This window comes from Streptomyces sp. NPDC094143 (assembly GCF_040303825.1).
Classification (GTDB): domain Bacteria; phylum Actinomycetota; class Actinomycetes; order Streptomycetales; family Streptomycetaceae; genus Streptomyces.
The window spans coordinates 24738-48084 of record NZ_JBEOTZ010000018.1 but is presented as its reverse complement, the minus strand read 5'-3'; the positions used below and the strand labels follow the sequence as shown (position 1 = coordinate 48084).

Genomic DNA, 23347 nt, shown 5'->3' with positions numbered 1-23347 from the left:
ACCGACGCCGCGGCCGGAGCGGGGTCAGCCGAGGGCGCTCACCACGACCGCCACCGTCGGGTGGTCCGGCAGGACCTGCCCGACCGCCGTGCGGACCGCGCGGGCCACGTCACCGGCCCGCCGGTCCGCGGCCACCGCCACCTCCAGCCGGACGTGGCGGCGCGTCAGCGCGGCGTCGGCGGCCGGCACCTCCTCGATGTGCACCGGGTGACCCAGCGTGCCGGTCAGCCGGAGCACGCCCGGCACCTCCAGCGCGGCGCCGGCCACGCGGCCCTCGTCGCCGCCCTCCACCCGTTCGGCCCGCGGCGGTTCGGGGAACGCGGCCTCGGGCTCCCCGTCCGGGTCCTCCTCCAGCAGGCCCGTCACTTTCAGGTCCACCTCCGCGACCGCCAGGCCGAGCCGCTGTGTCGCCGCGCTCGCCAGTGCCGCCCGCAGCAGCGACGCCGTCTCGGGCAGCGGCCGCGAGGCCGTGGCCGTGAACTGCGCGGTCACCCGCAGCGGCCCCGGCGGCAGGGCACTCGGCGGCGCCGGCACGGTCGGTTCGTGAATCGCCTCAAGGTCCGCGAGCGCGATCCGGAGCGCGTCGAGGCGTACTCCCGGGGCGTCGCGCGCCGCACGCCCCAGCACCGCCTCGACCGCCCGTTCGGCGATCCAGGCGCCGTCCCGCGCCTCACCCAGCGGCAGAAGCCTGCCCAGACCCAGTTGATGTCTCACTGCTCGCGTCCATCGGTCGGCCGTCATTCCTCCAGCCTGCCGCATCAGAGGCGCGCTTCCACGTAACCGTGCTTACGGTGGTCGAAGGACGACGACCGAAAGGGACGTGCGGCGATGACTGACATGACCGAGAACCGGGGCGGGGAGAGCGAGACGGCGGCGGCGCGCAGAAGCCCTCTGACCAAGCGAGGTGGGGGAGACCCGGGCTCCCGGGGCCGGACCACCATCGCCGACGGCGTCGTCGAGAAGATCGCCGGGCTCGCCGCGCGCGACGTGGACGGCGTGCACGCCATGGGCAGCGGACTGTCCCGCACCTTCGGAGCCGTGCGCGACCGGGTGCCCGGCGGCCAGAAGTCGGGGGTGACCCGCGGTGTGAAGGCCGAGGTCGGCGAGGTGCAGGCCGCCCTCGACCTGGAGATCGTCGTCGAGTACGGCGTGTCGATCGCCGACGTGGCGCGGGACGTGCGGGAGAACGTCATCACGGCCGTCGAGCGGATGACCGGCCTGGAGGTCGTCGAGGTCAACATCGCGGTGAGCGACGTCAAGCTGCCGGACGAGGAGGAAGAGGAACCGGAGCGCCGGATCCAGTGAGGCACGGGCCAGGACACGGCAGAGCGGATGAGGAGCTGAGGAGCGCATGAGCATGGGCGTGGCCGGGATGATCGCCGGCATGGCGCTGGCATTCGCCGGATACTTCGGTGGGTTCGGGGCGTTTTTGCTGGTGGCGGCGCTGGGCGCCGTCGGCTTCGGCGTCGGCCGGTTCCTCGAGGGGGACATGGACCTCGGCGACTTCTTCCGCAACCGTGACGAACGGTGGCGGTGACGCCCGTGAGCACGGGTGCCGGTGAGCTCGACAGACCACTGACCGTCGTCCCGCCGGGCGAGCGCGGGGCGACCAGGATCGCCGACCGGGTCGTCGCGAAGATCGCCTCGCAGGCGGCCCGCGAGGCCGTCGGGACGCTGCCGCCCGACGTCGACCGGCCGTCGGCCAGCGTCAGCGTCCACCGTGACGTCGTCCACGTCCGGGTGCACGTGGAGCTCGCCTACCCCTGCGACATCGGCGACCGCTGCCGGAGCGTGCGGCGTCAGGTGGTCGAGCGCGTGGGCGCTCTGGTGGGCATGCAGGTGCCGGAGGTCGTCGTCCAGGTGGAGGGGCTGCATCTGGCCGGGGCACCCGGAGCCGGACAGCGGAGGACGCGATGAGCGAACCCCGGGGCACCGAACCCCAAGGCACCGAACCGCAGGGCAGCGAGCCCGAGGGCACGACACAGCGCCTGCCCCTCCTGGAGAAGCCGCAGACGGACGACGGCACCGGACCCGGCCGGCCCGCGCCACAGGCGGAGGCCGGGGGCGAGGGTGGCCGTGCGGGCCGCTTCTGGTCGGCACGCCGCGTCCCCGCGGGCATCGTCGCGCTGCTGCTCCTGGGCGTGGCGGGGCTGTTCCTCTACGACATCGTCTCGGTGCGCGCGGGCCGGCCCGGCATGAGCTGGCGCCGGGACCTGACCCGGCAGCTCGCCGAACGGCCCCTGGACGACACCTGGGTGCTCCTCGGAGCCGGGGCCGCCGCCGCGCTCGGCCTCTGGCTGATCGCCCTGGCCGTCACCCCCGGCCTGCGGCACGTGCTGCCGATGCGCCGCACACACGCCGGGGTACGGGCCGGCCTGGACCGGGACGCCGCCGCGAGCGCCCTGCGCGACCGGGCCGTGGAGGTCGCCGGCGTGCAGTCGGCACGGGTCCGGGTGCGCCGGCGCCGTGCGAAGGTCCGCGCCCTGTCGCACTTCCGGGAACTGGACGAGGTACGGAGCGACCTGGACGCCGTGCTCGGCGACGCCGTGCACGGCCTGGGACTGTCCCGGCCGCCCTCGCTGTCGGTGCGGGTACGGCGCCCGGGCCGGAAGGGGTGACGACGATGCTCAGAGGCGTCAACCGTGTCTTCCTCGGGCTGGTGGGCCTGGTGCTGCTGGTGCTGGGCGGCTCGGTCCTGGCCGCCGGCCTCGGCGTGTCGCTGCCCTCCTGGTGGATCCACGACAGCGAGCACGACGTGCTGCTCAGCGACGCCGAGCGCACCCGCTGGCGGGAGGCCGGCTGGTGGTGGCCGGTCGTCATCGCCGCGCTGGCGGTCCTGCTGCTGCTCGCCCTGTGGTGGCTGGTCGCGGTCCTGCGCAGGCGCCGCCTCGCCGAGGTCCTGGTCGACACCGGCGACGGCGAGGGCGCCCTGCTGCGCGGCCGGGCCCTGGAGCAGGTCCTCACCCAGGAGGCGGAGCGGATCGACGGCGTCGACCGGCCCCGGGCCCATCTGACGGGCCGTCGTACCGCCCCCGAGGCCCACGTACGCCTCGCCCTGGAGCCGCACGTGGACCCGGGAACCGCCCTGACCGACTTCACGACCGGTGCCCTGCACCACGCCAGGACGTCGGCGGGGCTCGCGTCGCTCCCGGCGGAGGTGAGACTGCGCGCGGTCAAGCACGGCGCCGAACGGGTCAGTTGAGCCCGGCCGCTCAGAACCCGTGCCGTGCCCCGCCGTCCACCGGCACCATGACACCGGTCAGATAGGACGCGGCCGGCGACAGCAGGAACGCGGCCACCCGCCCGAACTCCTCGGGCGTCCCGTACCGCCGCAACGGGATGCGCGACTCCGAAGCCGCCCGGGTCGCCCCGGGGTCGGCCGACAGCGAGTCCAGCTCGCGCACCCGGTCGGTGTCGATCCGCCCGGGCAGCACACCGACCACCCGGATGCCGCGCGGCCCGAGCTCGTCGGAGAGCGACTTGGCGAATCCGGCCAGTCCCGGCCGCAGCCCGTTGGAGATGGTCAGGCCCGGGATCGGCTCGTACACCGACCCGGACAGCACGAACCCGATGACCCCCCCGGCCTCCAGCTCGGCCGCCGCGGCGCGCGCCAGCCGCACCGCGCCGAGGAACACCGACTCGAACGCCGTCTGCCACTGCTCGTCGGTGTTGTCGGCGACGAACCCGGCGGGCGGCCCGCCCACGCTGACGAGGACACCGTCGAAGCGCCCGAAGTGCTCCCGCGCGGCCGAGAGCAGCACGGCCGCCGCGTCGGGGTCGGCGTTGTCGACGGCCACCCCGACCGCGTTCGGGCCCAGCGCGGCGGCCGCCTCGGCGGCACTCTTCTCGTCCCGCCCCGAGACGACCACCTTCGCCCCGTCCGCGACGAGCTCACGCGCGGAGGCGTTGCCGAGGCCGCGTGTGGCCCCGGTGACGACGTACACCCGGTCCTTCAGTCCAAGATCCATGGCCCTATCCTGCCCCGTCCTCCCCGAACAGGGCGAGGGCGGTGTTCACCAGGCCGATGTGGCTGAACGCCTGCGGGAAGTTGCCCAGCTGCCGGCCGGCCACCGGGTCGTACTCCTCGGACAGCAGGCCGACGTCGTTGGCCAGCCCCACCAGCCGTTCGAACAACTCGCGGGCCTCCTTCGTGCGGCCCGTCATGTGCAGGGCGTCCGCGAGCCAGAACGAGCACACCAGGAAGGTGCCCTCGCTGCCGGGCAGCCCGTCGACGTCCGTGAAGTCCGCTTCGGTGGTGCTGTAGCGCCGCAGCAGGCCGCGGTGGTCCAGCTCCTCGCGGACCGCGTCGATCGTGCCGATCACCCGGGGATCGTCCGGCGGCAGGAAGCCCACGCGCGGGATGAGCAGCAGCGCGGCGTCCAGCTCCCGTGAGCCGTAGGACTGCGTGAAGGTGTTGCGCTCGGGGTCGTAGCCCTTCTCGCAGACCTCGCGGTGCACCTCCTCGCGCAGCGCGCGCCAGGCGTCCAGGTCGCCGTGCAGCTCCGGATGGCTCTCCAGGGTGCGCACGGCGCGGTCGGCGGCCACCCACACCATCACCTTGGAGTGCACGAACTGGCGCCGGCCGCCGCGCACCTCCCACAGCCCCTCGTCCGGCTGCCGCCAGTTCGTCCGCAGGAAGTCCATCAGGGCCGTCTGCAGCGCCCACACGTCCGGCTGGGGCGACAGGCCCGACTCGCGGGCCAGTGACAGGGAGTCCATGACCTCGCCGTAGACGTCCAGCTGGAGCTGGTTCACGGCGTCGTTGCCGATGCGGACGGGCGTGGACTCGTCGAAGCCGGACAGCCAGGGCAGCTCGAACTCGGGCAGCCGCCGCTCGCCCGCCAGCCCGTACATGATCTGCAGGTCGGCCGGGTCGCCCGCGACCGCGCGCAGCAGCCAGTTCCGCCAGGCCTCCGCCTCCTCCTGGTAGCCCGCCGCCAGCAGCGCGCCCAGGGTGAGGGTGGAGTCGCGCAGCCAGCAGAAGCGGTAGTCCCAGTTGCGCACGCCGCCCGGCTCCTCGGGCAGGGAGGTCGTGGCGGCGGCGACGATGCCGCCGGTCGGGGCGTAGGTCAGGGCCTTGAGCGTGATCAGGGAGCGGACGACGGCGTCCCGGTAGGGCCCCTCGTAGCGGCAGCGCGACGCCCAGGCCCGCCAGTCCTCCACGCTGTGGCGCAGCGACTCGAAGGGGTCGACCAGCGGCGGGCGCGGCTCGTGGGAGGGGTGCCAGGTCAGCACGAACGCGACCTTCTCGCCCTGCTTCACGGTGAACTCCGCGTGCGCGCCGAAGTCCTCGCCCCAGCTGGTCACTTCCGGCTCGCTGCGCAGCCAGGTGGAGTCCGGGCCGGCGACGGCGACCCGGTGGCCGTCCGAGCGGCGCATCCACGGGACGATCGAGCCGTAGTCGAAGCGCAGCTTCAGCACGCTGTGCAGCGTCACCTCGCCGTCCAGGCCCTCGACGATCCGCACGAGATCGGGGGCCTCGTCGCGCTGGGGCATCAGGTCGGTGACCCGGACCGCCCCCTGCCCGGTCTCCCACTCGGTGTCGAGGACGAGGGTGTCGCGGCGGTAGGCGCGCCGGGTGCACCGGTCCGCCCCCACGGGGGCGATGCGCCAGTGGCCGTTGTCCTCGTCACCGAGCAGTTTCGCGAAGCAGGCGGCCGAGTCGAAACGGGGCAGGCACAGCCAGTCCACCGATCCGTCCGTGCCGACCAGGGCCGCGGTCTGTTCGTCGCCGATGATCGCGTAGTCCTCGATGCTGGAGTGCACGCAGTGCGGGTTCCCGGCAACTCGGCGTGGCAATCAGGGCAGGGCCGGGGGAGTGACATTCCGTCGGCGGCCGTGGCACCGCCGTCCCAGGAGACGACATCCGGCCCGGCCGGACCGGCCGGGCACCCGCCGGCCGCGTGCCGTGCGCCTTGGTGACGCAAGGGCCGCCGGGACGGCCCGCGGTCGTCACACCGCCGCCGGTTCCGCCTCACTGGAGTCCTGCTTCCCGGCCGCCTGCGCCCGCTCCCTGGCCTCACGGCGGGCCAGGATCACCCAGCCGACCGGGACGGCGGCGGAGAACAGCCACCACTGGACGGCGTACGCGTAGTTCAGCGCCGCGTCCTCCTTGCCGGGGTCGCCCAGCAGCTCGGGGGTGTCACCCCTGGGTTCGGGCGCGGTCAGGGCGATGTACCCGCCGAGCACCTCGGCGCCCAGGCGGCGCGCCTGCTGGTCGCTGTTGATCAGCATGACCTGCCGGTCCGGCAGGTCGCTGAGGTTCTTGATGCCGCTGGCCGCGGTCGTCTCGCTGGGCATCAGCCGGCCCTGGACGGTGACCTCGCCGGCGGGCGGTGCGGGGACCTTCGGGAACGTGGTCTGGGTCGGGCCGGAGGGGACCCAGCCCCGGTTGACCAGCAGCACCTTGCCGTCGTCCAGGACGAACGGGGTCAGCACGTGGTAGCCGACCTCGTCGTCGGAGTTGGTGCGGCGGCGGACGACGACCTCGTCCTCGGCGTCGAAGCGGCCCTTGGCGGTCACGGTCCGGTACCGCTCGTCGCTGGTCACGGTGTGCCCGGGCGCGGTCAGCCTCTCCACGGGCACCGGATCGGCGGCCAGTGCGTCGGCGACCAGCTGGTTCCGGGCGGTGCGCTCCTCGTATCGGTGCATCTGCCAGATGCCCAGCCTGATCATCGTGGGGATGAGGAGCAGGGCGATCAGCGTGAGGATCACCCACTGCCGGGACATCAGGAAGCGGTACACCCCACGACCGTACAACTCGGTCGTGGGGTGCATTCAGGTGGGTACGGGTTCAGACCTTGTCGACGATGCCCGCCTTTCCCTCCGCGCGGGCGCAGTGGGCGCCGCAGTACCAGTGGCCCTCGACCTCCACGCCCTGCCCGATGATCTGCACGCGGCAGTGCTCGCAGATGGGGGCCATGCGGTGGATCGCGCAGGCGAAGCAGTCGAAGACGTGCACCGCGCCCTGCGCGTGCACCTCGAAGGTCATTCCGTACTGATTGCCACAAACCTCACAGGTCGCCATGGGCCACAGGGTGGGCCGTGGTCCCGGCCCGGGCGAGCGGCCGCCGGGCGAGTCGCCCGGCAATCACCCGTCCGTACGGTCGTCGCGCGCCGCGCCCGGCTCACCCCCCGGACGCCGGCTCCACGTCCGCGAGGAGCTGCCCGAAGGCCGCCTCGTCCACGACCGGCGTGCCGAACTGGCGGGCCTTGACCACCTTGGAGGTGCCCGAGTCCGGGTCGTTCGTGACGAGCAGGCTCGTCAGCCGGGACAGGCTCGTCGCCACGTGCAGCCCGGCCTCGGTCGCGCGGTCCTCCAGCAGCTCCCGCTCGGTCGAGGTGTCACCCGAGAAGGCGACCCGCATGCCCTGCTTGAGCCGCCCGCCCGGCTCGTAGCGCCCCGGGTTGGGGTAGGGGCAGGCGGGGCGCTTGCGGGAGGGGCGCCAGCCGCCCGGCCGGTAGCCGCCGTAGCCGGCCTGCTGCCCGACGCGGGGCGTGGCGGGACGGTCCGACCACTCCGTCAGCGGCCGGCACTCGTGCAGCGGCAGCCGCAGGTTGTTCGCCGCCGCGGCCCGCAGGCTGGGGCGGAACGCCTCCGCCAGCACGCGCGCGTCGTCCAGCGCGTGGTGCGCCCGCCGCTGCACGACGCCGAAGTGCGCCGCGAGGGACTCCAGCTTGTGGTTGGGCAGCGGCAGTGCCAGCTCCTTGGAGAGCGCGATGGTGCACAGCCGCTGCCGCACCGGTGCCTCGCGCTGTGCGCGCGCGTACTCCCGGGCGATCATCTGCCAGTCGAAGACGGCGTTGTGCGCGACGAGGACCCGTCCCGTCAGCCGGGCCGTGAACTCCTCGGCGATGTCTTGGAAGAGGGGAGCGCCCTCCAGCGCCTCGCTCGTCAGCCCGTGGATCCACACCGGGCCCGGGTCGCGTTCCGGGTTGACCGTCGTGTACCAGTGGTCCTCGACCTCGCCGCGCGCGTCCAGCCGGTAGACGGCCGCGGAGATGATGCGGTCGTCCCGGGCCAGGCCCGTGGTCTCCACGTCAACGACCGCGTATCCCTGGGGATACGCGGCCGGCCACGCCGTGGCGGAGAGCGCTGCGGTCGTCAGGTCTTCGAGCATGGTTAACGAGGATACGGGCCGGGACTGACACCGCCGTCCGCCAGGTGCGCGTCCGCGTGCTTTCCGACGCCCCCTCAGGTGGCCTGTCCGGTCTGTCCGTTCACGGGGCGTACGTCTGCTCGACCGGAGCCGCTTTGGTGGAGATCGCCAAGAAGCAAGCGCGTACCGTCGGTCATACTTGTCGGTAACAACGTCTGGTGGGCCCGGGACGGCGGTCCTACGGTGCTTGCATGCCGAACCTGCCCGATGTCGTGCTGTGGTCGATTCCCGCCTTCGTGCTGCTCACCGTGGTCGAGATGGTGAGCTACCGTCTCCACCCCGACGAGGACGCCGCGGGCTACGAGGCGAAGGACGCCGCCACGAGCGTCGGCATGGGGCTCGGCAGCCTCGCCTTCGACTTCCTGTGGAAGATCCCCATCCTGGCCGTCTACACGGCTCTGTACGAACTCACGCCCCTGCGCGTCCCCGTGCTGTGGTGGACGGTCCCGCTGATGCTGCTCGGGCAGGACTTCTTCTACTACTGGTCCCACCGGGGCCACCACGTCATCCGCATCCTGTGGGCCTGTCACGTCGTCCACCACTCCAGCCGGAAGTTCAACCTCACCACCGCGCTGCGCCAGCCCTGGACGTCCCTGACGGTGTGGCCGTTCTACGTGCCGCTGATCCTCGCCGGCGTGCACCCGGCCGCGCTCGCGTTCTGCTCCTCGGCCAACCTCGTCTACCAGTTCTGGATCCACACCGAGCGGATCGACAGGATGCCCCGCTGGTTCGAGTTCGTCTTCAACACGCCCTCGCACCACCGCGTCCACCACGCCTCCCAGGGCGGCTACCTGGACCGCAACTTCGGCGGCATCCTCATCGTCTGGGACCGGTTGTTCGGCTCGTTCGTCGCGGAGACCGAGCGGCCCCGGTACGGGCTGACCAAGAACATCGACACCTACAACCTGCTGAAGGTGGCGACCCACGAGTACGTGTCGATCGCCAAGGACCTTCGCGCGGCACGCAGTTGGAGCGAGCGCGCGGGGCGGGTGTTCCGCGGGCCGGGATGGGGACCGGCGCGGCCCACCGCCCCCACCGCCCCCGCTGCTCCCGCCGCACCTGTCGCCGCCGCCCCTGCCGCTCCCGCCGGGAAGACCCCGCCGGCGTGAACCGCTCGCGCCTCGTCCTGGCCGCCTTCGCCCTCACCGCGGCCGTCGACCTCGCCTGTCTCGCGGCCGGCTTCGACGCCGGGCACACCGTCGCCAAGCCCCTGCTGATGCCGCTGCTGGCGCTCTGGGCCGCTCTGTGCCGGGCGCCCCGGCCGCTCCTGGCCGCCCTGCTGTTCGGCTGGGGCGGGGACGTCCTGCTGCTGTCCGACGCCGAGCCGGCCTTCCTCGCCGGCATGGCCTCCTTCGCCGCGGGACACCTCTGCTACCTCCTGCTGTTCCGCACGCACGGCAGCCGCTACGCCGTCCCACGCGCGCGTGCGGGGCTCCTGGCCCTCGGGTACGCCGGCGCCCTCGTCACGACCGTCGCGCTGCTGTGGCCGGACCTGCCCGCGGAGCTGCGCGTCCCCGTCGCCGGGTACAGCCTGCTGCTCACGGCCATGGCGTACGGGGCGGGTATCCGGCTCGGCCTCTACACCGGCCTCGGCGGGGCGCTGTTCCTGCTCTCCGACACGCTCATCGCGACCGGCGTCGCCGACTGGCCGCAGCCGCCCCGGCCCGACTTCTGGATCATGCTCACCTACATCGCCGCACAGGCCCTGCTGGCCGGCGGCACACTCGGGGCGCTGAACGCGCGCCGCGCACCGGCCGCGACGTACGGCGAGATGCGGGTGGCCTGAGGCCGCTTCGGCGGCGCCTGCAGCGGCCGGTCTACCAGCGGATGGGGACCGGCAGCGCCGTCAGCAGTCCGGACACCGCGACCACCAGGCCGAGCGCGACGACCTCCGCCCGGGCCGGCGCGCAGGCGGTCAGCGGATCGGCCGCCCGGCGCAGCCGCCGCCGGGCCCACAGGGCGAGCGCGGCGACGGCGGCCACGAGCAGCACCTTGGCGAGCAGGGCGCGTCCGTACGCCGTCGCGGTCAGCTGCTCCAGGATCGTCTCCGGCGGCATCCGCCGCAGCGAACTGCACACGCCCGTCGTGGTGATGGCGGCCAGCAGTACGACCGCCACGCGCGCGTAGAGGCCCAGCAGGGCCGCGCCCGCCGGGTCGCGCCACAGCCGCAGCACGCGCAGGGCGTGCAGCAGGCCGCCCACCCACAGGGCGGAACACGACAGGTGGACGAGCGTCAGGCCGGAGCCGGTCAGCGGGGTGTGCTCGGTCGTGGGATGGGCGCGCAGGGCCTCCGCGACGACCACGGCGGCCAGCGGCAGCACCTGCGTGGCCGGGCGCCGGGACACCGCGCACAGGCCCGCCACGAGGAACGCGTTGACCTCCAGCAGGGCCAGCTTGCCGTCCCGGGAGGCGTAGAGGCCGCCGACGTCGATGTCCGACAGGCCGCCCGGCACCAGATTGCCCGTGGCGACGACCGAGGCGAGCCCGAGGGCGGCGAGGAAGCCGGCGACGGCCGCCCAGGGCGACCAACTGGGGGGCACGCCCGGGGAAGCCCCCGGCACGGACCGCGCCAGCCGGTTCACGAACACCTCGCCGACCGGTACGCACAGCGCCGCGAACAGCACCGTGCGCAGCAGGGCTATGCCCCCGGCGCCGGGCGCCTCGGCCTCCCCGGTGCCGTGCAGCGCGGCGGACGGGCCGAGCAGCGGTATGAGCGCGGCCAGCGCCACGAGCACCAGGACGGCGACGGCCCGCCCGGCACCCGCACGCCCCCTTGTCCCGGCCGCCCCGGGTGCAGATCTTGTCAAGGTCACCCCAGGATCTTCACCAACCTCCACAGGGCCGGGCAAGCCGGAAGCCCGAAGCGGCACACCCCGGGCACGAAACGGGCCGGGCAGGTGTCCCCGCCCGGCCCGGATCGCTCACATCCGCTCTACTTGGTCACCGCGTCCAGCGCGTCCGTGATGCCCCAGCCGTAGAAGCCGTTGCGGTTCTTCGGGCCCTCGCACACGGCGTCGACCTTGCCGTCGGCGTCGATGTCGTACGGGTCCGTGCACGCCTTCGCGTCGGCCTGCGCGTACAGCAGGGCCTTCACCAGGGCCGGGGAGGCGTACGGGTGCGTCGACTTGATGAGCGCGGCGACGCCCGCGACGTGCGGGGACGCCATCGACGTACCGGCCATGTAGCCCCACTTGCCGCCCGGCAGCGTGCCCAGGATCAGCCCGCTCGTGGCCGGCGGCTCCGGCTTCTGGTAGGCCGTCGAGTCGCCACCCGGCGCGGCTATGTCGGCCACGCCCTGACCGTAGTTGGAGAAGGACGACTTGATGCCCTTCGCCCCCGTCGCCGCGACCGTGACGACACCCGGCAGCTGGGTCGGTATGTCGAGGCACTCCGAGGGGTCGACGACCCGCTCGCCCGGCGTGGTGTCGTTCGGGGAGGACGGGTCGGTGATCGAGTCGGAGGCGAGGTCGTAGTTCTCGTTGCCCGCCGCCGCGACGTTGACCGCGCCCTTCTTCTCCGCGTACCGCGAGGCGCGCGTGACGGCCTCCACGAGCGCCTTCTGGTCCGGGTCGTCCTTGCAGTTGAAGTACCAGGGGTCGGTGTAATAGCTGTTGTTCGTCACGTCGACCCCGTGCTCGGCCGCCCACACGAAGCCGCACACCACGGCCTCCGTGTAGAAGAAGCCGGCCGTGGTGGACACCTTGATGCCGGAGACCTTCACACCGGGCGCGACACCCGTCATGCCGACGCCGTTCTTGGCGGCGGCGATCTCACCGGCCACGTGCGTGCCGTGCGGGCTCTCCTCGGCGCTCGGCCGCCAGGCCCCGTCGGACGTGTCCGGCTTGCCCGTCACGCAGTTGACCGACGCCCCGCGGTCGAAGTTGGGCGCGATGTCGGGGTGGGTGTCGTCCACACCGGTGTCGATCACGGCGACCGTGACCTTGTCGCTGCCCAGCGACTTCTCGTGCGCCTTGTCCGCCTTGATGGCGGGCAGGTCCCACTGCAGGGACTCCAGCGGGTCCTGCCCGGCCGCCGCCTCGGCCTTCGCGACCTCGGCCGCGCTCAGCACCTTCGGCGCGCCCAGGTCGCCCGTCGACGCCGAGGGCAGCGGCGCGGTGCGCGTGGCACCGGCCGACTGCACACCGCGCACCGTGCGGATGCTCTTGGCGAAGTCGGGGTTCGAGGAGTGGACGACGATGACGCCGATCTGGTCGTACGACGTCACGATCGTCCCGCCGGCCTTGCCGACGGCCTTCTTCACGTGCGCCGAAGTGCCGTGGCCCGGCTTGACGTTGACGACGTAGCTGAGCGGGGTCGCGTCGGCCGAGACCACCGCGGGGGTGTCCTCGGCTGCCGTGGCCGTGACGTTCGGCAGGAACGCCAGGGCCGTGGCCATGGCCATTCCGGCCGGGATGGCGACGGCGCGACGGTAACGCGCGTGCGGCGCGGTCATGGTGTCTCCAGTTCGTTCGCGGTACGAGGCGACGGTGCGAAAGGTCCGTGGGGCGCGCGGGTCACCTGACCGCGCGCAGCGCGTTGACGATGCCGTGGCCGTAGAAGCCGTTGACGCGCTCGCCGCCCTCGCACACCGCGTCCTGCGTGCCGTCGCCGTCCTGGTCGTAGGAGGCGGGGCAGGCGGTCTCGTCGGCCTGCGCCTTCAGCAGCGCCTGGAGCTGGGCCGGCGAGGCCCACGGGTGCTTGGACTTCAGCAGCGCGGCGACGCCCGAGGCGTGCGGCGAGGCCATCGAGGTGCCCTGCAGGAAGGCCCACGCGCCGTTCGGCATGGTGGACAGGATCCGGCCGTCCTTGGAGGGCGTGTCCGGGATCTGATAGCGGCGGTCACCGCCCGGCGCGGCGACGTCGACGACGCCCTTGCCGTAGGTCGAGTAGTACGACTTGACGTTCTGCACGCCGGTCGCGCTCACCGTGACGACACCCGGCAGCTGGGTCGGGATGTCGAAGCACTCGTGCGGGTCGATGGTGCGCTCGACCGGCGTCGTGTCGTTCGGGCTGGAGCCGTCGACGATCGCGTCGGCGTCCAGGTCGTGGTTGGAGTTGCCCGCCGAGGCGACGTGGAGCGTGCCCTTCTTCTGGGCGTACAGCTGGGCCCGGTTGACCGCGGTGACCACGGCGCGCTGGTCCGGGTCGTCCATGCAGTTGTACAGCCACGGGTCGACGTAGTAGCTGTTGTTCGTGATCTCGACGCCGTGGTCGGCGGCGAACACGAACGCGCAGACGACGCTCTCCGGGTAGAAGAGGCCGCTCGCCCGGTCGGTCACGTTGATGCTGGACACCTTCACACCGGGAGCGACGCCGGCGACGCCGACTCCGTTCCGGGCGGCGGCTATGGAGCCGGCGACATGCGTGCCGTGGTAGTCCTCGGGCGTGTACGGCCGCCAGGCGCCCTCGCTGGTGTCGGCCTTGCCGCCGGCGCAGTTGGCGGACTGGGAGGCGGAGAAGTTCGGGGCGATGTCGGGGTGGGTGTCGTCCACGCCGGTGTCGATCACCGCGACCGTCACCTTGCGGCTGCCCGGGTCGATCTTCGCGGCCTGGTCGGCGCCGATCGCGCGCAGGTCCCACTGGTCCGCTTCGAGGGGCTCGCTCTCGGGCGTCTGCGCGGAGGCGGCCTCGACCCGCTCGGCCTGGGCGGCCGTCAGGTACCGGGCGGCGCCCTCCTCCTTCGTGCCCGCGGCGGCCAGCGGCGCCGTGCGCGTCGCACCGGCCGAGTGGACTCCGCGCACCGTGCGGATGCTCTGGGCGAAGCCGGGGTTCGAGGAGTGGACGACGAGCACGCCGATCCGCTCGTACGTCGCCACGACCGAACCGCCGGCCTTGCCGATCGCCTTCTTCACCGACGCGATCGTGTGGCGGTCCACCTTGGTGTTGACGACGTACGCCAGCCGCGGCGCGTCCGCCGTCCGGGTGGCCTGCTCCGCCTGCGGGGCCGCCGAGGCGGCGGCGGGCAGGAAGCCGAGCGAGGCGGTCAGGGACAGCACGACGGGCACGGCGAGAGCGAGCCGGCGTCTGGAACGCAAGTGAGACATGGGGTCTCCACATCCTCCGGAAACGAAACCGGCCCGAGGCACAGGTGGTGCTCGGGCAGGTACATGACGAGGTGGTGCAGGGTGAAGCTATCCCGGCCTCTCGCTGGCCAGCAACGTTTTCCCGGAACGACTTCGGAAAGAACGCGACGCGGTTGAACCGCTCCTCGCGTGCCGCCGTGACGTTGGACAAGGAGCGCGAGGACACTCGCCTCCGTCCCCGTACCCACCGCTTTCGTCATTGCGAGGAGACTCCGTGGCCACCGACGCACCGCCCCCCTCGAAAGAGCAACACAAACTCCCCTCACCCGAGGAGTTCACCGAGGTGCAGCAGAGCGCGGAGTTCGGTGAACTGCGCCGCTCCTACCGCTCCTTCGCCTTTCCGCTGACCGTCGCCTTCATCGCCTGGTACCTGCTGTACGTGCTGCTGTCGAACTACGCCGGCGGCCTCATGGGCACCAAGCTGTTCGGCAACATCAACGTCGCCTTCGTCCTCGGCGTCGCCCAGTTCGTCACCACGTTCCTCATCGCCTGGTGGTACTCCAAGCACGCCGCCGCGAAGCTCGACCCCAAGGCCGAGGCCATCAAGTCCCGGATGGAGGGCGGCGCATGAGCACCGCACAGCAGACCCTGCTCGCCGCGAACGAGGCCAGCGAGCACCGCCCGCTGATCATCACCCTGTTCGCGCTGTTCGTCCTCGCCACCCTCGGCATCACCATCTGGGCCGGCCGCCAGACCAAGGACGCCGCCGACTTCTACGCCGGCGGCCGCCAGTTCAGCGCCTTCCAGAACGGCCTCGCCGTCTCCGGCGACTACATGTCCGCCGCTTCCTTCCTCGGCATCGCCGGCGCCATCGCCATCTTCGGCTACGACGGCTTCCTGTACTCCATCGGCTTCCTGGTCGCCTGGCTGGTCGCCCTGCTCCTGGTGGCCGAGCCGCTGAGGAACTCCGGCCGCTACACCATGGGCGACGTCCTCGCCTACCGCATGCGCCAGCGCCCGGTCCGCACCGCCGCCGGCACCTCCACGATCGTCGTGTCGATCTTCTACCTGCTGGCCCAGATGGCCGGCGCCGGCGTCCTGGTCTCGCTGCTGCTCGGCATCACCTCCGACGCGGGCAAGATCCTCATCGTCGCCCTGGTCGGCCTCCTGATGATCGTCTACGTCTCCATCGGCGGCATGAAGGGCACCACCTGGGTCCAGATGGTCAAGGCCGTGCTGCTCATCGGCGGCACCCTCCTGATCACCTTCCTGGTGCTGCTGAAGTTCGACTTCAACATCTCCGACCTGCTCGGCACCGCCGCCGAGAACAGCGGCAAGGGCGCCGCCTTCCTGGAGCCCGGCCTGCAGTACGGCGCCACCGGCACCTCCAAGCTGGACTTCATCTCCCTGGGCATCGCCCTGGTGCTCGGCACCGCCGGCCTGCCGCACATCCTGATCCGCTTCTACACGGTGCCCGACGCCAAGGCCGCCCGTAAGTCGGTGAACTGGGCGATCGGCATCATCGGCGGCTTCTACCTGATGACCATCGCGCTCGGCTTCGGCGCCGCCGCCCTCATCTCGCAGGAGGAGATCCTCGCCTCCAACCCGTCCGGGAACACGGCGGCACCCCTGCTCGCCCTGCATCTCGGCGGTGTCGACTCCACCTGGGGCGCGATCCTGCTCGCCACGATCTCGGCGGTCGCCTTCGCGACGATCCTCGCCGTGGTCGCCGGCCTCACCCTCGCCTCGTCGTCGTCCTTCGCGCACGACATCTACGCCAACGTCATCCGCAAGGGGCAGGCCTCCGGTGCCGAGGAGGTCCGCGCGGCCCGCTGGGCGACCGTCTTCATCGGCGTCATCTCCATCGGCCTCGGCGCCCTGGCCCGCGACCTGAACGTGGCCGGCCTGGTCGCCCTCGCCTTCGCGGTCGCGGCCTCCGCCAACCTGCCGACGATCCTCTACAGCCTGTTCTGGAAGCGGTTCACCACCCAGGGCGCCCTGTGGTCGATCTACGGCGGCCTGATCGTCGCCGTCGGCCTGGTGCTGTTCTCACCCGTGGTCTCCGGCGACCCCAAGGCGATGTTCCCCGACGTCGACTTCGCCTGGTTCCCGCTGAAGAACCCGGGCATCATCTCCATCCCGTTCGGCTTCCTCATGGGCTGGCTCGGCACGGTCCTGTCCAAGGAGGAGCCCGACGCCAAGAAGTACGCCGAGCTGGAGGTCAGGTCCCTGACCGGCACCGGCGCCCACTGAGCACCACGGCCCGGCCGCGGCCGCGTCGTAGGAACCTCCAGGTGCCTGCGGCGCGGCCGCGTCCCACGTCGTGGGATCGGGTCTGTGGCGTTGTCGGTGGGGTCACGTAGGCTCACAGGTGTCGGAGAACCAGTGCTCCGGGCACGATCCGCGTCGAGGGAGGGGGCCCACGTGCTCATCGACACCTACGGCCGAGTGGCCACCGACCTGAGGGTCTCGCTGACCGACCGCTGCAACCTGCGCTGTACGTACTGCATGCCCGAGGAGGGCCTGCAGTGGCTGGCCAAGCCGGACCTGCTGACGGACGACGAGATCGTCCGCCTGATCGACATCGCGGTCACCTCCCTCGGGATCGAGGAGGTCCGCTTCACCGGCGGCGAGCCCCTGCTGCGCCCCGGTCTGGTCGGCATCGTCGAGCGCGTCGCTGCCCTTCAGCCCCGCCCCCAGATGTCGCTGACCACCAACGGCATCGGCCTCAAGCGCACGGCGGCGGCCCTGAAGGCGGCCGGCCTGGACCGGGTCAACGTCTCGCTGGACACGCTCCGGCCGGACGTCTTCAAGACCCTCACCCGACGCGACCGCCACAAGGACGTCCTGGAGGGCCTGGACGCGGCCCGCGACGCCGGCCTGACCCCGGTCAAGGTCAACTCGGTCCTCATGCCCGGGCTCAACGAGGACGAGGCCCCCGACCTCCTCGCCTGGGCCGTGGAGCACGAGTACGAGCTGCGGTTCATCGAGCAGATGCCGCTTGACGCCCAGCACGGCTGGAAGCGCGACGGCATGATCACGGCAGGCGACATCCTGGCCTCCCTGCGCACGCGCTTCGACCTCACGCCCGAGGGCGAGGAGAAGCGCGGCTCGGCCCCGGCCGAGCGCTGGCTGGTCGACGGCGGCCCGCATGTGGTCGGCGTGATCGCCTCCGTCACCCGCCCGTTCTGCGCGGCCTGCGACCGCACCCGCCTCACGGCCGACGGCCAGATACGCACCTGTCTGTTCGCCCGGGAGGAGACGGACCTGCGGGCCGCCCTGCGCTCGGGCGCCCCGGACGAGGAGATCGCCCGTGTCTGGCGCCTGGCGATGTGGGGCAAGAAGGCCGGCGCGGGCCTGGACGACCCGGCGTTCGTGCAGCCGGACCGCCCGATGTCGGCGATCGGCGGCTGAGGTGGTCAGTCGCGCTCTTCCCATTCCTTGAGCGGGACGACGTCCTTCAGAAAGCCCCGCACCCCGAGGAACTGCGACAGATGCTCGCGATGCTCCTCACAGGCCAGCCACGTCTTGCGCCGCTGAGGCGTATGGATCTTCGGGTTGTTCCACGCGAGCACCCACACCGCGTCGACGCGGCAGCCCTTCGCGGAACAGATGGGCGTCTCGTCACTCACAGGTTCATCTCACCACTGCACGCAGAAAAGGCGACGCCGAGCAGCCACGGGGGGAGCTGCCCGGCGTCGGTCCGTCGCTCCGACGGGGGATGCGGAGCGCGTACGAAGTATGTCACGGGTAACCCCGGGCCCGGCACCGGAACCACATGATTGATCTGAGCTTTTCCTGAGCTTGGCGGGAAGCCTACTTCCGTTTGTGAGCGCGACCCGCAAGGCCCTCGGCGCCCCTACCGCTCGGGTGTCTCGCTCCGCGCGCCCGGCACCGTCCCCGACACGGCGTCTTCCGCGACGGATTCCGCCCGGCCGTCCTCCGGGCCCGGCGGCGCGATCATCGGCCGCGCCGGCGGCGCCACGAACGTCGACGGCAGAGACGGCGCGTTCTCGCGCCCGGCGTTGGCGATCACCACCGCGACGTACGGCAGGACCAGCCCGAGCACCAACGCCACGACAGCCACGTGCCGTTCGACGTTCCACAGGGTCGCCGCGAGGATCACGGAGACCGTGCGGACCGACATCGAGATCACGTACCTGCGCTGCCGCCCGCGTACGTCCTCCTGCAGCCCCGCCCGGGCGCCGGTGATCCGGAAAACCTGGACGTTGCCGCCGCCATGCTGCTTCCGCATCGCATTCCACCATCCGCCCGTATCGGACCTTCCCCGCCCCGTCGCAGCCCGGGCCGGTGGGGGAGACCGACCAGGACAGATCCCACGTTACGCCGCGTCTGCGCCCGCTACGAGACCGGGGCGGGTCCGGGCGGTGCGAGCGGCCTGCGCCGTACCGCGTACGGCGGCGTCGGCATGCGGCGTACCGCGACTCGGCCGACACTGGCCGTAGAGCTCAGGTCGAGCCGGACGAGGAGGCAACGATGGGCTGGTTGTGGGCGATCATCGTGGGACTGGTGCTCGGTCTGCTCGCAAAGGCGATCATTCCGGGCAAACAGCACATTCCACTGTGGCTGACCGTCATCCTGGGCATCATCGGCGGTATCGCCGGCAACGCCATCGCCCGGGCGGCCGGTGTGGAGGCCACGGCCGGTATCGACTGGTGGCGGCACATCTTCCAGCTGGTGGCCGCGATCATCCTCGTGGGTCTCGGCGACCGGGCCTGGACGGCGGCCAGGGGGAGCAGACGCAGGGCATGACGGGGCGCGGGTGAAGGGGGCGGCCTCCGGCGCCGGAGACCGCCCCCTTCCCATGCCGGGTGGTCAGCCGCCCGTGACCTCGACCGCGGCCAGGTTCTTCTTGCCCCGGCGCAGCACCAGCCAGCGGCCGTGCAGCAGGTCCTCCTTGGCGGGGACGGCGTCCTCGCCGGCGACCTTGACGTTGTTCACGTACGCGCCGCCCTCCTTGACCGTGCGGCGCGCGGCCGACTTGCTGGCGACCAGGCCGACCTCGGCGAACAGGTCGACGGCCGGGCCCAGCTCGGCGACCTGGATGTGCGGCACCTCGGACAGCGCCGCGGCCAGCGTGCGCTCGTCCAGCTCCGCGAGCTCGCCCTGCCCGAAGAGGGCCTTGGACGCGGCGATCACGGCGGCCGTCTGGTCGGCGCCGTGCACCAGCGTCGTCAGCTCCTCGGCGAGCGCCCGCTGCGCGGCCCGGGCCTGCGGACGCTCCTCCGTCTGCCTCTCCAGCTCCTCCAGCTCCGCACGGGAGCGGAAGGACAGGATGCGCATGTACCGGGAGATGTCCCGGTCGTCCACGTTCAGCCAGAACTGGTAGAACGCGTACGGCGTCGTCATCTCCGGGTCGAGCCAGACGGCGCCGCCCTCGGTCTTGCCGAACTTGGTGCCGTCCGCCTTCGTCATCAGCGGCGTCGCCAACGCGTGCACGGTCGCGTCCGGCTCCAGGCGGTGGATCAGGTCCAGGCCCGCCGTGAGGTTGCCCCACTGGTCGCTGCCGCCCTGCTGGAGCGTGCAGCCGTAGCGGCGGTAGAGCTGGAGGAAGTCCATGCCCTGCAGGAGCTGGTAGCTGAACTCGGTGTAGCTGATGCCCTCGGAGGACTCCAGGCGGCGGGCCACGGAGTCCTTCGTCAGCATCTTGTTGACGCGGAAGTGCTTGCCGATGTCCCTCAGGAACTCGATCGCGGACAGGTCCCGCGTCCAGTCCAGGTTGTTCACCATGACGGCCGCGTTGTCGCCCTCGAAGTCGAGGAACGGCTCGATCTGGGCGCGCAGCCGGTCGACCCAGCCGCCCACCGTCTCCGGGTCGTTCAGCGTGCGCTCCGCCGTCGGGCGGGGGTCGCCGATCAGGCCCGTGGCGCCGCCGACCAGCGCCAGCGGACGGTGACCGGCCTGCTGGAGCCGGCGCACGGTGAGCACCTGCACCAGATGCCCCACGTGCAGCGACGGCGCGGTCGGGTCGAAACCGCAATAGAACGTGACGGGACCGTCCGCGAGCGCCTTGCGCAAAGCGTCCTCGTCGGTGGACAGGGCGAACAGCCCGCGCCACTTCAGCTCGTCGACGATGTCCGTCACGGTTCTCGTATCTCCTTGATTGGGCTCGTGGTGGGTACGAGGTTATACGCCCTGGCTGACGGAGCTCATATTGAAATCGGGGACGCGCAGCGCGGGCATCGCGGCCCTGGTGAACCAGTCGCTCCATTCCCTCGGCAGCGTCTTCTCCGTCCGCCCCGCCTCGGTGGCCCGCCCCAGCAGACCCACCGGCGACTCGTTGAACCGGAAGTTGTTCACCTCGCCCGTCACCTCGCCGTTCTCCACGAGGTACACGCCGTCCCGGGTCAGGCCCGTCAGCAGCAGCGTCGCCGGATCGACCTCGCGGATGTACCACAGGCAGGTCAGCAGCAGCCCCCGCTCGGTGTTCGCCACCATCTCGTCCAGGGAGCGGTCCTCGCCCCCGTCCAGGATCAGGTTGTCGATGCCCGGCGCCACCGGCAGCCCCGTCAGGCCGGCGCTGTGCCGGCTGGTGGTCAGGTGCCGCAGCTCGCCCTCGCGCATCCACTCGGTGGCCGTGAGCGGCAGCCCGTTGTCGAACACCGACTGGTCGCCGCCCGAGGAGTGCGCGATCACGAACGGCGCCGTCTCCAGACCGGGCGCGTGCGGGTCGCTGCGCAGGGTCAGCGGCAGATCGGTGAGCCTCTCGCCGACCCGCGTGCCCCCGCCCGGCTTGGAGAAGACCGTGCGGCCCTCCACCGCGTCCCGGCCCGAGGCCGACCACATCTGGTAGATCAGCAGATCCGCCACGGCCGTCGGCGGCAGCAGCGTCTCGTACCGCCCCGCCGGCAGCTCCACGCGCCGCTCGGCCCAGCCGAGGCGCACGGCCAGCTCGGCGTCCAGGGCGGCCGGGTCGACGTCCTTGAAGTCGCGGGTGGAGCGCCCGGCCCACGCGGACCGGGTCCGGTCGGGCGACTTGGCGTTCAGCTCCAGCGTCCCGTTCGGCTGGTCGTGCCGCAGCCGCAGCCCCGTGGACGTGCCCACGTACGACGACACCAGCTGGTGGTGGGCGAAGCCGTACAGCTCGCGGCCGCCCGCACGCGCGCGTGCGAAGGCCTCGCCGAGCGCCGGTGCGAAATCGGCGAACACGGCCGAGGAGGTCTCGGCGGGCGGCTGGGTGAACTCCGGCGACGGGTCCACGCCCGTGACCAGCGGCTGCGCGTCCTCGGCGGGACCGGCGCCACGCGCGGCGGTCTCCGCGGCCCGCACCAGGGGCTCCAGCTCGCCGGCGGTCACGGCGGACCGGGACACGACCCCCGAGGCGGTGCCCTCCTTGCCGTCGACCGTGGCGATCACGGTCAGGGTGCGCCCGCGCGTGACGCCGTTGGTGGTCAGGGCGTTGCCCGCCCAGCGCAGGTTGGCGGAGGACTGCTCGTCGGCGATGACGACACAACCGTCCGCCCGGGACAGTTCGAGGGCGCGCTCGACGACCTCGTGCGGCTTGCTGGTGCGCCCGCTCATCGACCGGCCTCCTGGGTGGTGTTGAGGATGTTGACGCCCTTGAACAGCGCCGAGGGGCAGCCGTGCGACACGGCGGCGACCTGGCCCGGCTGGGCCTTGCCGCAGTTGAAGGCGCCGCCCAGCACGTAGGTCTGCGGCCCGCCCACCGCGGCCATCGAGCCCCAGAAGTCGGTGGTGGTCGCCTGGTAGGCCACGTCGCGCAGCTGCCCGGCCAGACGTCCGTTCTCGATGCGGAAGAAGCGCTGCCCGGTGAACTGGAAGTTGTAGCGCTGCATGTCGATCGACCAGGACCGGTCCCCGACCACGTAGATACCGCGCTCCACGCCCCCGATCAGGTCCTCGGTCGACATCCCGGCCGGGTCCGGCTGCAGCGACACGTTGGCCATGCGCTGCACCGGCACATGGCCGGGGGAGTCGGCGAAGGCGCAGCCGTTGGACCGCTCGAAGCCGGTCAGCCGCGCGATGCGCCGGTCCAGCTGGTAGCCGACGAGCGTGCCGCCGCGCACCAGGTCCCAGGACTGCGCCTCGACGCCCTCGTCGTCGTAGCCGATCGTGGCCAGGCCGTGCTCGGCGGTGCGGTCACCGGTGACGTTCATCAGCTCCGAGCCGTAGCGCAACCTGCCCAGCTGGTCGAAGGTGGCGAAGGAGGTGCCGGCGTAGGCGGCCTCGTAGCCGAGCGCCCGGTCGAGCTCGGTGGCGTGGCCGATGGACTCGTGGATGGTCAGCCACAGGTTGGACGGGTCGACGACCAGGTCGTACAGGCCCGGCTCCACGCTCGGGGCGCGCATCTTCTCGGCGAGCAGCTCCGGGATCCGCTCCAGCTCGCCCTCCCAGTCCCAGCCGGTGCCCCGCAGGTACTCCCAGCCGCGTCCGACGGGCGGAGCGAGGGTGCGCATCGAGTCGAACTCGCCGCTGGACTCGTCGACCGCGACGGCGTTGAACACCGGGTGCAGCCGGACCCGCTGCTGCGTGGTGACCGTCCCGGCCGTGTCCGCGTAGAACTTGTTCTCGTGGACGGTGAGCAGCGAGGCGTCGACGTGGTCCACCCCGCGCGCCGCCAGCAGCCGGGCGCTCCACTCGGCGATCAGCCCGGCCTTCTCCTCGTCCGGCACGGTGAAGGGGTCGACCTCGTACGACGAGATCCACGTCTTGTCGGCGTGCACCGGCTCGTCGGCCAGCTCCACCCGCTCGTCCGACCCGGCCGCCTTGATCACTTGCGCGGACAGCTTCGCCATGGCCACCGCCTGCCCGGCGACCCTGGCGGCGGCGTCCATGGTGAGGTCGACGCCGGAGGCGAAGCCCCAGGTGCCGCCGTGCACGACCCGCACCGCGTAGCCGAGGTCGGTGGTGTCCGACGACCCGGCGGGCTTGGCGTCCCGGAACCGCCAGGAGGCGCTGCGCACCCGCTCGAACCGGAAGTCCGCATGCTCGGCGCCCAGGGCACGCGCGCGTGCGAGGGCCGCGTCGGCGAGGGCGCGTAGGGGGAGGGCCGTGAAGGCCTCGTCGATGGTATGAGGCACCGCCGTCTCTTTCTGTCGAGGTGACCGTGGCTGCCGTTCTTGGTGACTGCTCCGATCATGTCGCCCATCCCGCGCGCGGGCCATGACTTTCCGGGCCGAGGAG

At 72.2% G+C, this 23347-nt stretch carries 25 protein-coding genes; 11 read left to right on the top strand and 14 right to left on the bottom strand.

Annotation, left to right across the window (positions count from 1 at the left end; translation table 11 throughout):
* Positions 1 to 24: 24 nt before the first annotated feature.
* A complete protein-coding gene (locus tag ABTZ58_RS22865; RefSeq protein ID WP_351359611.1) occupies positions 25 to 741 on the bottom strand; it encodes a nucleopolyhedrovirus P10 family protein in 717 nt (238 codons plus the stop codon).
* Positions 742 to 828: 87 nt separating this feature from the next.
* Here ABTZ58_RS22865 and ABTZ58_RS22860 point away from each other — a divergent pair, with 87 nt between their 5' ends.
* Genes ABTZ58_RS22860 through amaP form a run of 5 tightly spaced genes read left to right on the top strand, consistent with a single transcriptional unit; the run spans position 829 to position 3202 of the window.
* Positions 829 to 1305: an Asp23/Gls24 family envelope stress response protein gene (locus ABTZ58_RS22860; RefSeq protein WP_351359608.1), complete on the top strand. Its 477-nt coding sequence runs from the start codon at positions 829 to 831 to the stop codon at positions 1303 to 1305.
* Between the two features lie 46 nt (positions 1306 to 1351).
* Entirely contained in the window at positions 1352 to 1537 is a 186-nt protein-coding gene (locus tag ABTZ58_RS22855; RefSeq protein ID WP_309093593.1) for a hypothetical protein, read from the top strand.
* A complete protein-coding gene (locus ABTZ58_RS22850) occupies positions 1534 to 1917 on the top strand; it encodes a hypothetical protein (RefSeq protein WP_351359941.1) in 384 nt (127 codons plus the stop codon). Before ABTZ58_RS22855 ends, ABTZ58_RS22850 begins: the two co-directional genes overlap by 4 nt.
* Positions 1914 to 2618 (top strand): DUF6286 domain-containing protein, encoded by a 705-nt coding sequence (locus tag ABTZ58_RS22845; RefSeq protein WP_351359605.1) that lies wholly within the window; start codon positions 1914 to 1916, stop codon positions 2616 to 2618. The genes ABTZ58_RS22850 and ABTZ58_RS22845 overlap by 4 nt, the downstream gene beginning before the upstream one ends.
* A 5-nt stretch (positions 2619 to 2623) precedes the next feature.
* Positions 2624 to 3202, top strand: a complete 579-nt coding sequence (gene amaP, locus ABTZ58_RS22840; RefSeq protein WP_375141579.1) for an alkaline shock response membrane anchor protein AmaP — start codon at positions 2624 to 2626, stop codon at positions 3200 to 3202.
* Positions 3203 to 3212: 10 nt separating this feature from the next.
* On the opposite strand, the gene ABTZ58_RS22835 is transcribed toward amaP, so the two are convergent.
* The 5 genes from ABTZ58_RS22835 to ABTZ58_RS22815 all read right to left on the bottom strand — a co-directional run bounded on the left by ABTZ58_RS22835 (position 3213) and on the right by ABTZ58_RS22815 (position 8120).
* Complete coding sequence (locus ABTZ58_RS22835; protein WP_351359601.1) at positions 3213 to 3968, bottom strand: SDR family oxidoreductase; 756 nt, start codon at positions 3966 to 3968, stop codon at positions 3213 to 3215.
* Between the two features lie 4 nt (positions 3969 to 3972).
* Positions 3973 to 5766, bottom strand: coding sequence for a glycoside hydrolase family 15 protein (locus tag ABTZ58_RS22830; protein ID WP_351359598.1), 1794 nt, complete (start codon positions 5764 to 5766; stop codon positions 3973 to 3975).
* 186 nt (positions 5767 to 5952) lie between these two features.
* Positions 5953 to 6744 (bottom strand): SURF1 family cytochrome oxidase biogenesis protein, encoded by a 792-nt coding sequence (locus ABTZ58_RS22825; protein ID WP_351359595.1) that lies wholly within the window; start codon positions 6742 to 6744, stop codon positions 5953 to 5955.
* Positions 6745 to 6793: 49 nt separating this feature from the next.
* Positions 6794 to 7027: a metallothionein gene (locus ABTZ58_RS22820; protein ID WP_094056481.1), complete on the bottom strand. Its 234-nt coding sequence runs from the start codon at positions 7025 to 7027 to the stop codon at positions 6794 to 6796.
* Between the two features lie 100 nt (positions 7028 to 7127).
* Complete coding sequence (locus ABTZ58_RS22815; RefSeq protein ID WP_351359592.1) at positions 7128 to 8120, bottom strand: DEDDh family exonuclease; 993 nt, start codon at positions 8118 to 8120, stop codon at positions 7128 to 7130.
* A 230-nt stretch (positions 8121 to 8350) separates the two neighbouring features.
* Here ABTZ58_RS22815 and ABTZ58_RS22810 point away from each other — a divergent pair, with 230 nt between their 5' ends.
* The gene (locus tag ABTZ58_RS22810) at positions 8351 to 9268 is read left to right on the top strand and encodes a sterol desaturase family protein (protein WP_351359590.1); all 918 of its coding nucleotides are present in this window, start codon (positions 8351 to 8353) and stop codon (positions 9266 to 9268) included.
* Complete coding sequence (locus ABTZ58_RS22805) at positions 9265 to 9945, top strand: lysoplasmalogenase (protein ID WP_351359587.1); 681 nt, start codon at positions 9265 to 9267, stop codon at positions 9943 to 9945. Before ABTZ58_RS22810 ends, ABTZ58_RS22805 begins: the two co-directional genes overlap by 4 nt.
* A gap of 31 nt (positions 9946 to 9976) precedes the next feature.
* Here the strand turns inward: ABTZ58_RS22805 and ABTZ58_RS22800 are convergent, their stop codons facing one another.
* The 3 genes from ABTZ58_RS22800 to ABTZ58_RS22790 all read right to left on the bottom strand — a co-directional run bounded on the left by ABTZ58_RS22800 (position 9977) and on the right by ABTZ58_RS22790 (position 14203).
* Positions 9977 to 10972, bottom strand: coding sequence for a CopD family protein (locus ABTZ58_RS22800; RefSeq protein WP_351359584.1), 996 nt, complete (start codon positions 10970 to 10972; stop codon positions 9977 to 9979).
* 119 nt (positions 10973 to 11091) lie between these two features.
* Positions 11092 to 12612 carry a S8 family peptidase gene (locus ABTZ58_RS22795; protein ID WP_351359581.1) on the bottom strand — a complete coding sequence of 507 codons (1521 nt, stop codon included), beginning with the start codon at positions 12610 to 12612 and terminating at the stop codon, positions 11092 to 11094.
* A 61-nt stretch (positions 12613 to 12673) separates the two neighbouring features.
* A complete protein-coding gene (locus ABTZ58_RS22790; RefSeq protein WP_351359579.1) occupies positions 12674 to 14203 on the bottom strand; it encodes a S8 family peptidase in 1530 nt (509 codons plus the stop codon).
* Positions 14204 to 14456: 253 nt separating this feature from the next.
* On the opposite strand from ABTZ58_RS22790, the gene ABTZ58_RS22785 reads away from it, so the two are divergent.
* The 3 genes from ABTZ58_RS22785 (at position 14457) to moaA (ending at position 17596) form a co-directional block, all read left to right on the top strand.
* A complete protein-coding gene (locus ABTZ58_RS22785) occupies positions 14457 to 14813 on the top strand; it encodes a DUF485 domain-containing protein (protein WP_351359576.1) in 357 nt (118 codons plus the stop codon).
* Complete coding sequence (locus ABTZ58_RS22780; protein ID WP_351359573.1) at positions 14810 to 16435, top strand: monocarboxylic acid transporter; 1626 nt, start codon at positions 14810 to 14812, stop codon at positions 16433 to 16435. The genes ABTZ58_RS22785 and ABTZ58_RS22780 overlap by 4 nt, the downstream gene beginning before the upstream one ends.
* A gap of 171 nt (positions 16436 to 16606) precedes the next feature.
* The gene (gene moaA / locus ABTZ58_RS22775) at positions 16607 to 17596 is read left to right on the top strand and encodes a GTP 3',8-cyclase MoaA (RefSeq protein ID WP_351359570.1); all 990 of its coding nucleotides are present in this window, start codon (positions 16607 to 16609) and stop codon (positions 17594 to 17596) included.
* Positions 17597 to 17601: 5 nt separating this feature from the next.
* Here moaA and ABTZ58_RS22770 read toward each other — a convergent pair whose 3' ends face one another.
* Positions 17602 to 17814, bottom strand: a complete 213-nt coding sequence (locus ABTZ58_RS22770; RefSeq protein ID WP_351359567.1) for a hypothetical protein — start codon at positions 17812 to 17814, stop codon at positions 17602 to 17604.
* Between the two features lie 227 nt (positions 17815 to 18041).
* Positions 18042 to 18437 (bottom strand): DUF3099 domain-containing protein, encoded by a 396-nt coding sequence (locus tag ABTZ58_RS22765; RefSeq protein WP_351359564.1) that lies wholly within the window; start codon positions 18435 to 18437, stop codon positions 18042 to 18044.
* A gap of 242 nt (positions 18438 to 18679) precedes the next feature.
* On the opposite strand from ABTZ58_RS22765, the gene ABTZ58_RS22760 reads away from it, so the two are divergent.
* Positions 18680 to 18955, top strand: a complete 276-nt coding sequence (locus ABTZ58_RS22760; RefSeq protein WP_351359561.1) for a GlsB/YeaQ/YmgE family stress response membrane protein — start codon at positions 18680 to 18682, stop codon at positions 18953 to 18955.
* A 63-nt stretch (positions 18956 to 19018) separates the two neighbouring features.
* Here ABTZ58_RS22760 and tyrS read toward each other — a convergent pair whose 3' ends face one another.
* Genes tyrS through ABTZ58_RS22745 form a run of 3 tightly spaced genes read right to left on the bottom strand, consistent with a single transcriptional unit; the run spans position 19019 to position 23244 of the window.
* Entirely contained in the window at positions 19019 to 20287 is a 1269-nt protein-coding gene (gene tyrS, locus ABTZ58_RS22755; protein WP_351359558.1) for a tyrosine--tRNA ligase, read from the bottom strand.
* Positions 20288 to 20329: 42 nt separating this feature from the next.
* Positions 20330 to 21724, bottom strand: coding sequence for a metallopeptidase TldD-related protein (locus tag ABTZ58_RS22750; RefSeq protein WP_351359555.1), 1395 nt, complete (start codon positions 21722 to 21724; stop codon positions 20330 to 20332).
* Entirely contained in the window at positions 21721 to 23244 is a 1524-nt protein-coding gene (locus ABTZ58_RS22745) for a TldD/PmbA family protein (protein ID WP_351359552.1), read from the bottom strand. Before ABTZ58_RS22745 ends, ABTZ58_RS22750 begins: the two co-directional genes overlap by 4 nt.
* Positions 23245 to 23347 lie beyond the last annotated feature (103 nt).

Coding starts and splice junctions, on each gene's coding strand:
- ABTZ58_RS22860 (WP_351359608.1), top strand. CDS start 829: ATGACTGACATGACCGAGAACCGGGGCGGGGAGAGCGAGACGGCGGCG.
- ABTZ58_RS22750 (WP_351359555.1), bottom strand. CDS start 21,724: ATGAGCGGGCGCACCAGCAAGCCGCACGAGGTCGTCGAGCGCGCCCTC.
- ABTZ58_RS22780 (WP_351359573.1), top strand. CDS start 14,810: ATGAGCACCGCACAGCAGACCCTGCTCGCCGCGAACGAGGCCAGCGAG.
- ABTZ58_RS22815 (WP_351359592.1), bottom strand. CDS start 8,120: ATGCTCGAAGACCTGACGACCGCAGCGCTCTCCGCCACGGCGTGGCCG.
- ABTZ58_RS22865 (WP_351359611.1), bottom strand. CDS start 741: ATGACGGCCGACCGATGGACGCGAGCAGTGAGACATCAACTGGGTCTG.
- ABTZ58_RS22845 (WP_351359605.1), top strand. CDS start 1,914: ATGAGCGAACCCCGGGGCACCGAACCCCAAGGCACCGAACCGCAGGGC.
- ABTZ58_RS22810 (WP_351359590.1), top strand. CDS start 8,351: ATGCCGAACCTGCCCGATGTCGTGCTGTGGTCGATTCCCGCCTTCGTG.
- ABTZ58_RS22795 (WP_351359581.1), bottom strand. CDS start 12,612: ATGACCGCGCCGCACGCGCGTTACCGTCGCGCCGTCGCCATCCCGGCC.
- ABTZ58_RS22765 (WP_351359564.1), bottom strand. CDS start 18,437: ATGCGGAAGCAGCATGGCGGCGGCAACGTCCAGGTTTTCCGGATCACC.
- ABTZ58_RS22835 (WP_351359601.1), bottom strand. CDS start 3,968: ATGGATCTTGGACTGAAGGACCGGGTGTACGTCGTCACCGGGGCCACA.
- ABTZ58_RS22790 (WP_351359579.1), bottom strand. CDS start 14,203: ATGTCTCACTTGCGTTCCAGACGCCGGCTCGCTCTCGCCGTGCCCGTC.
- ABTZ58_RS22760 (WP_351359561.1), top strand. CDS start 18,680: ATGGGCTGGTTGTGGGCGATCATCGTGGGACTGGTGCTCGGTCTGCTC.
- ABTZ58_RS22855 (WP_309093593.1), top strand. CDS start 1,352: ATGAGCATGGGCGTGGCCGGGATGATCGCCGGCATGGCGCTGGCATTC.
- amaP (WP_375141579.1), top strand. CDS start 2,624: ATGCTCAGAGGCGTCAACCGTGTCTTCCTCGGGCTGGTGGGCCTGGTG.
- ABTZ58_RS22820 (WP_094056481.1), bottom strand. CDS start 7,027: ATGGCGACCTGTGAGGTTTGTGGCAATCAGTACGGAATGACCTTCGAG.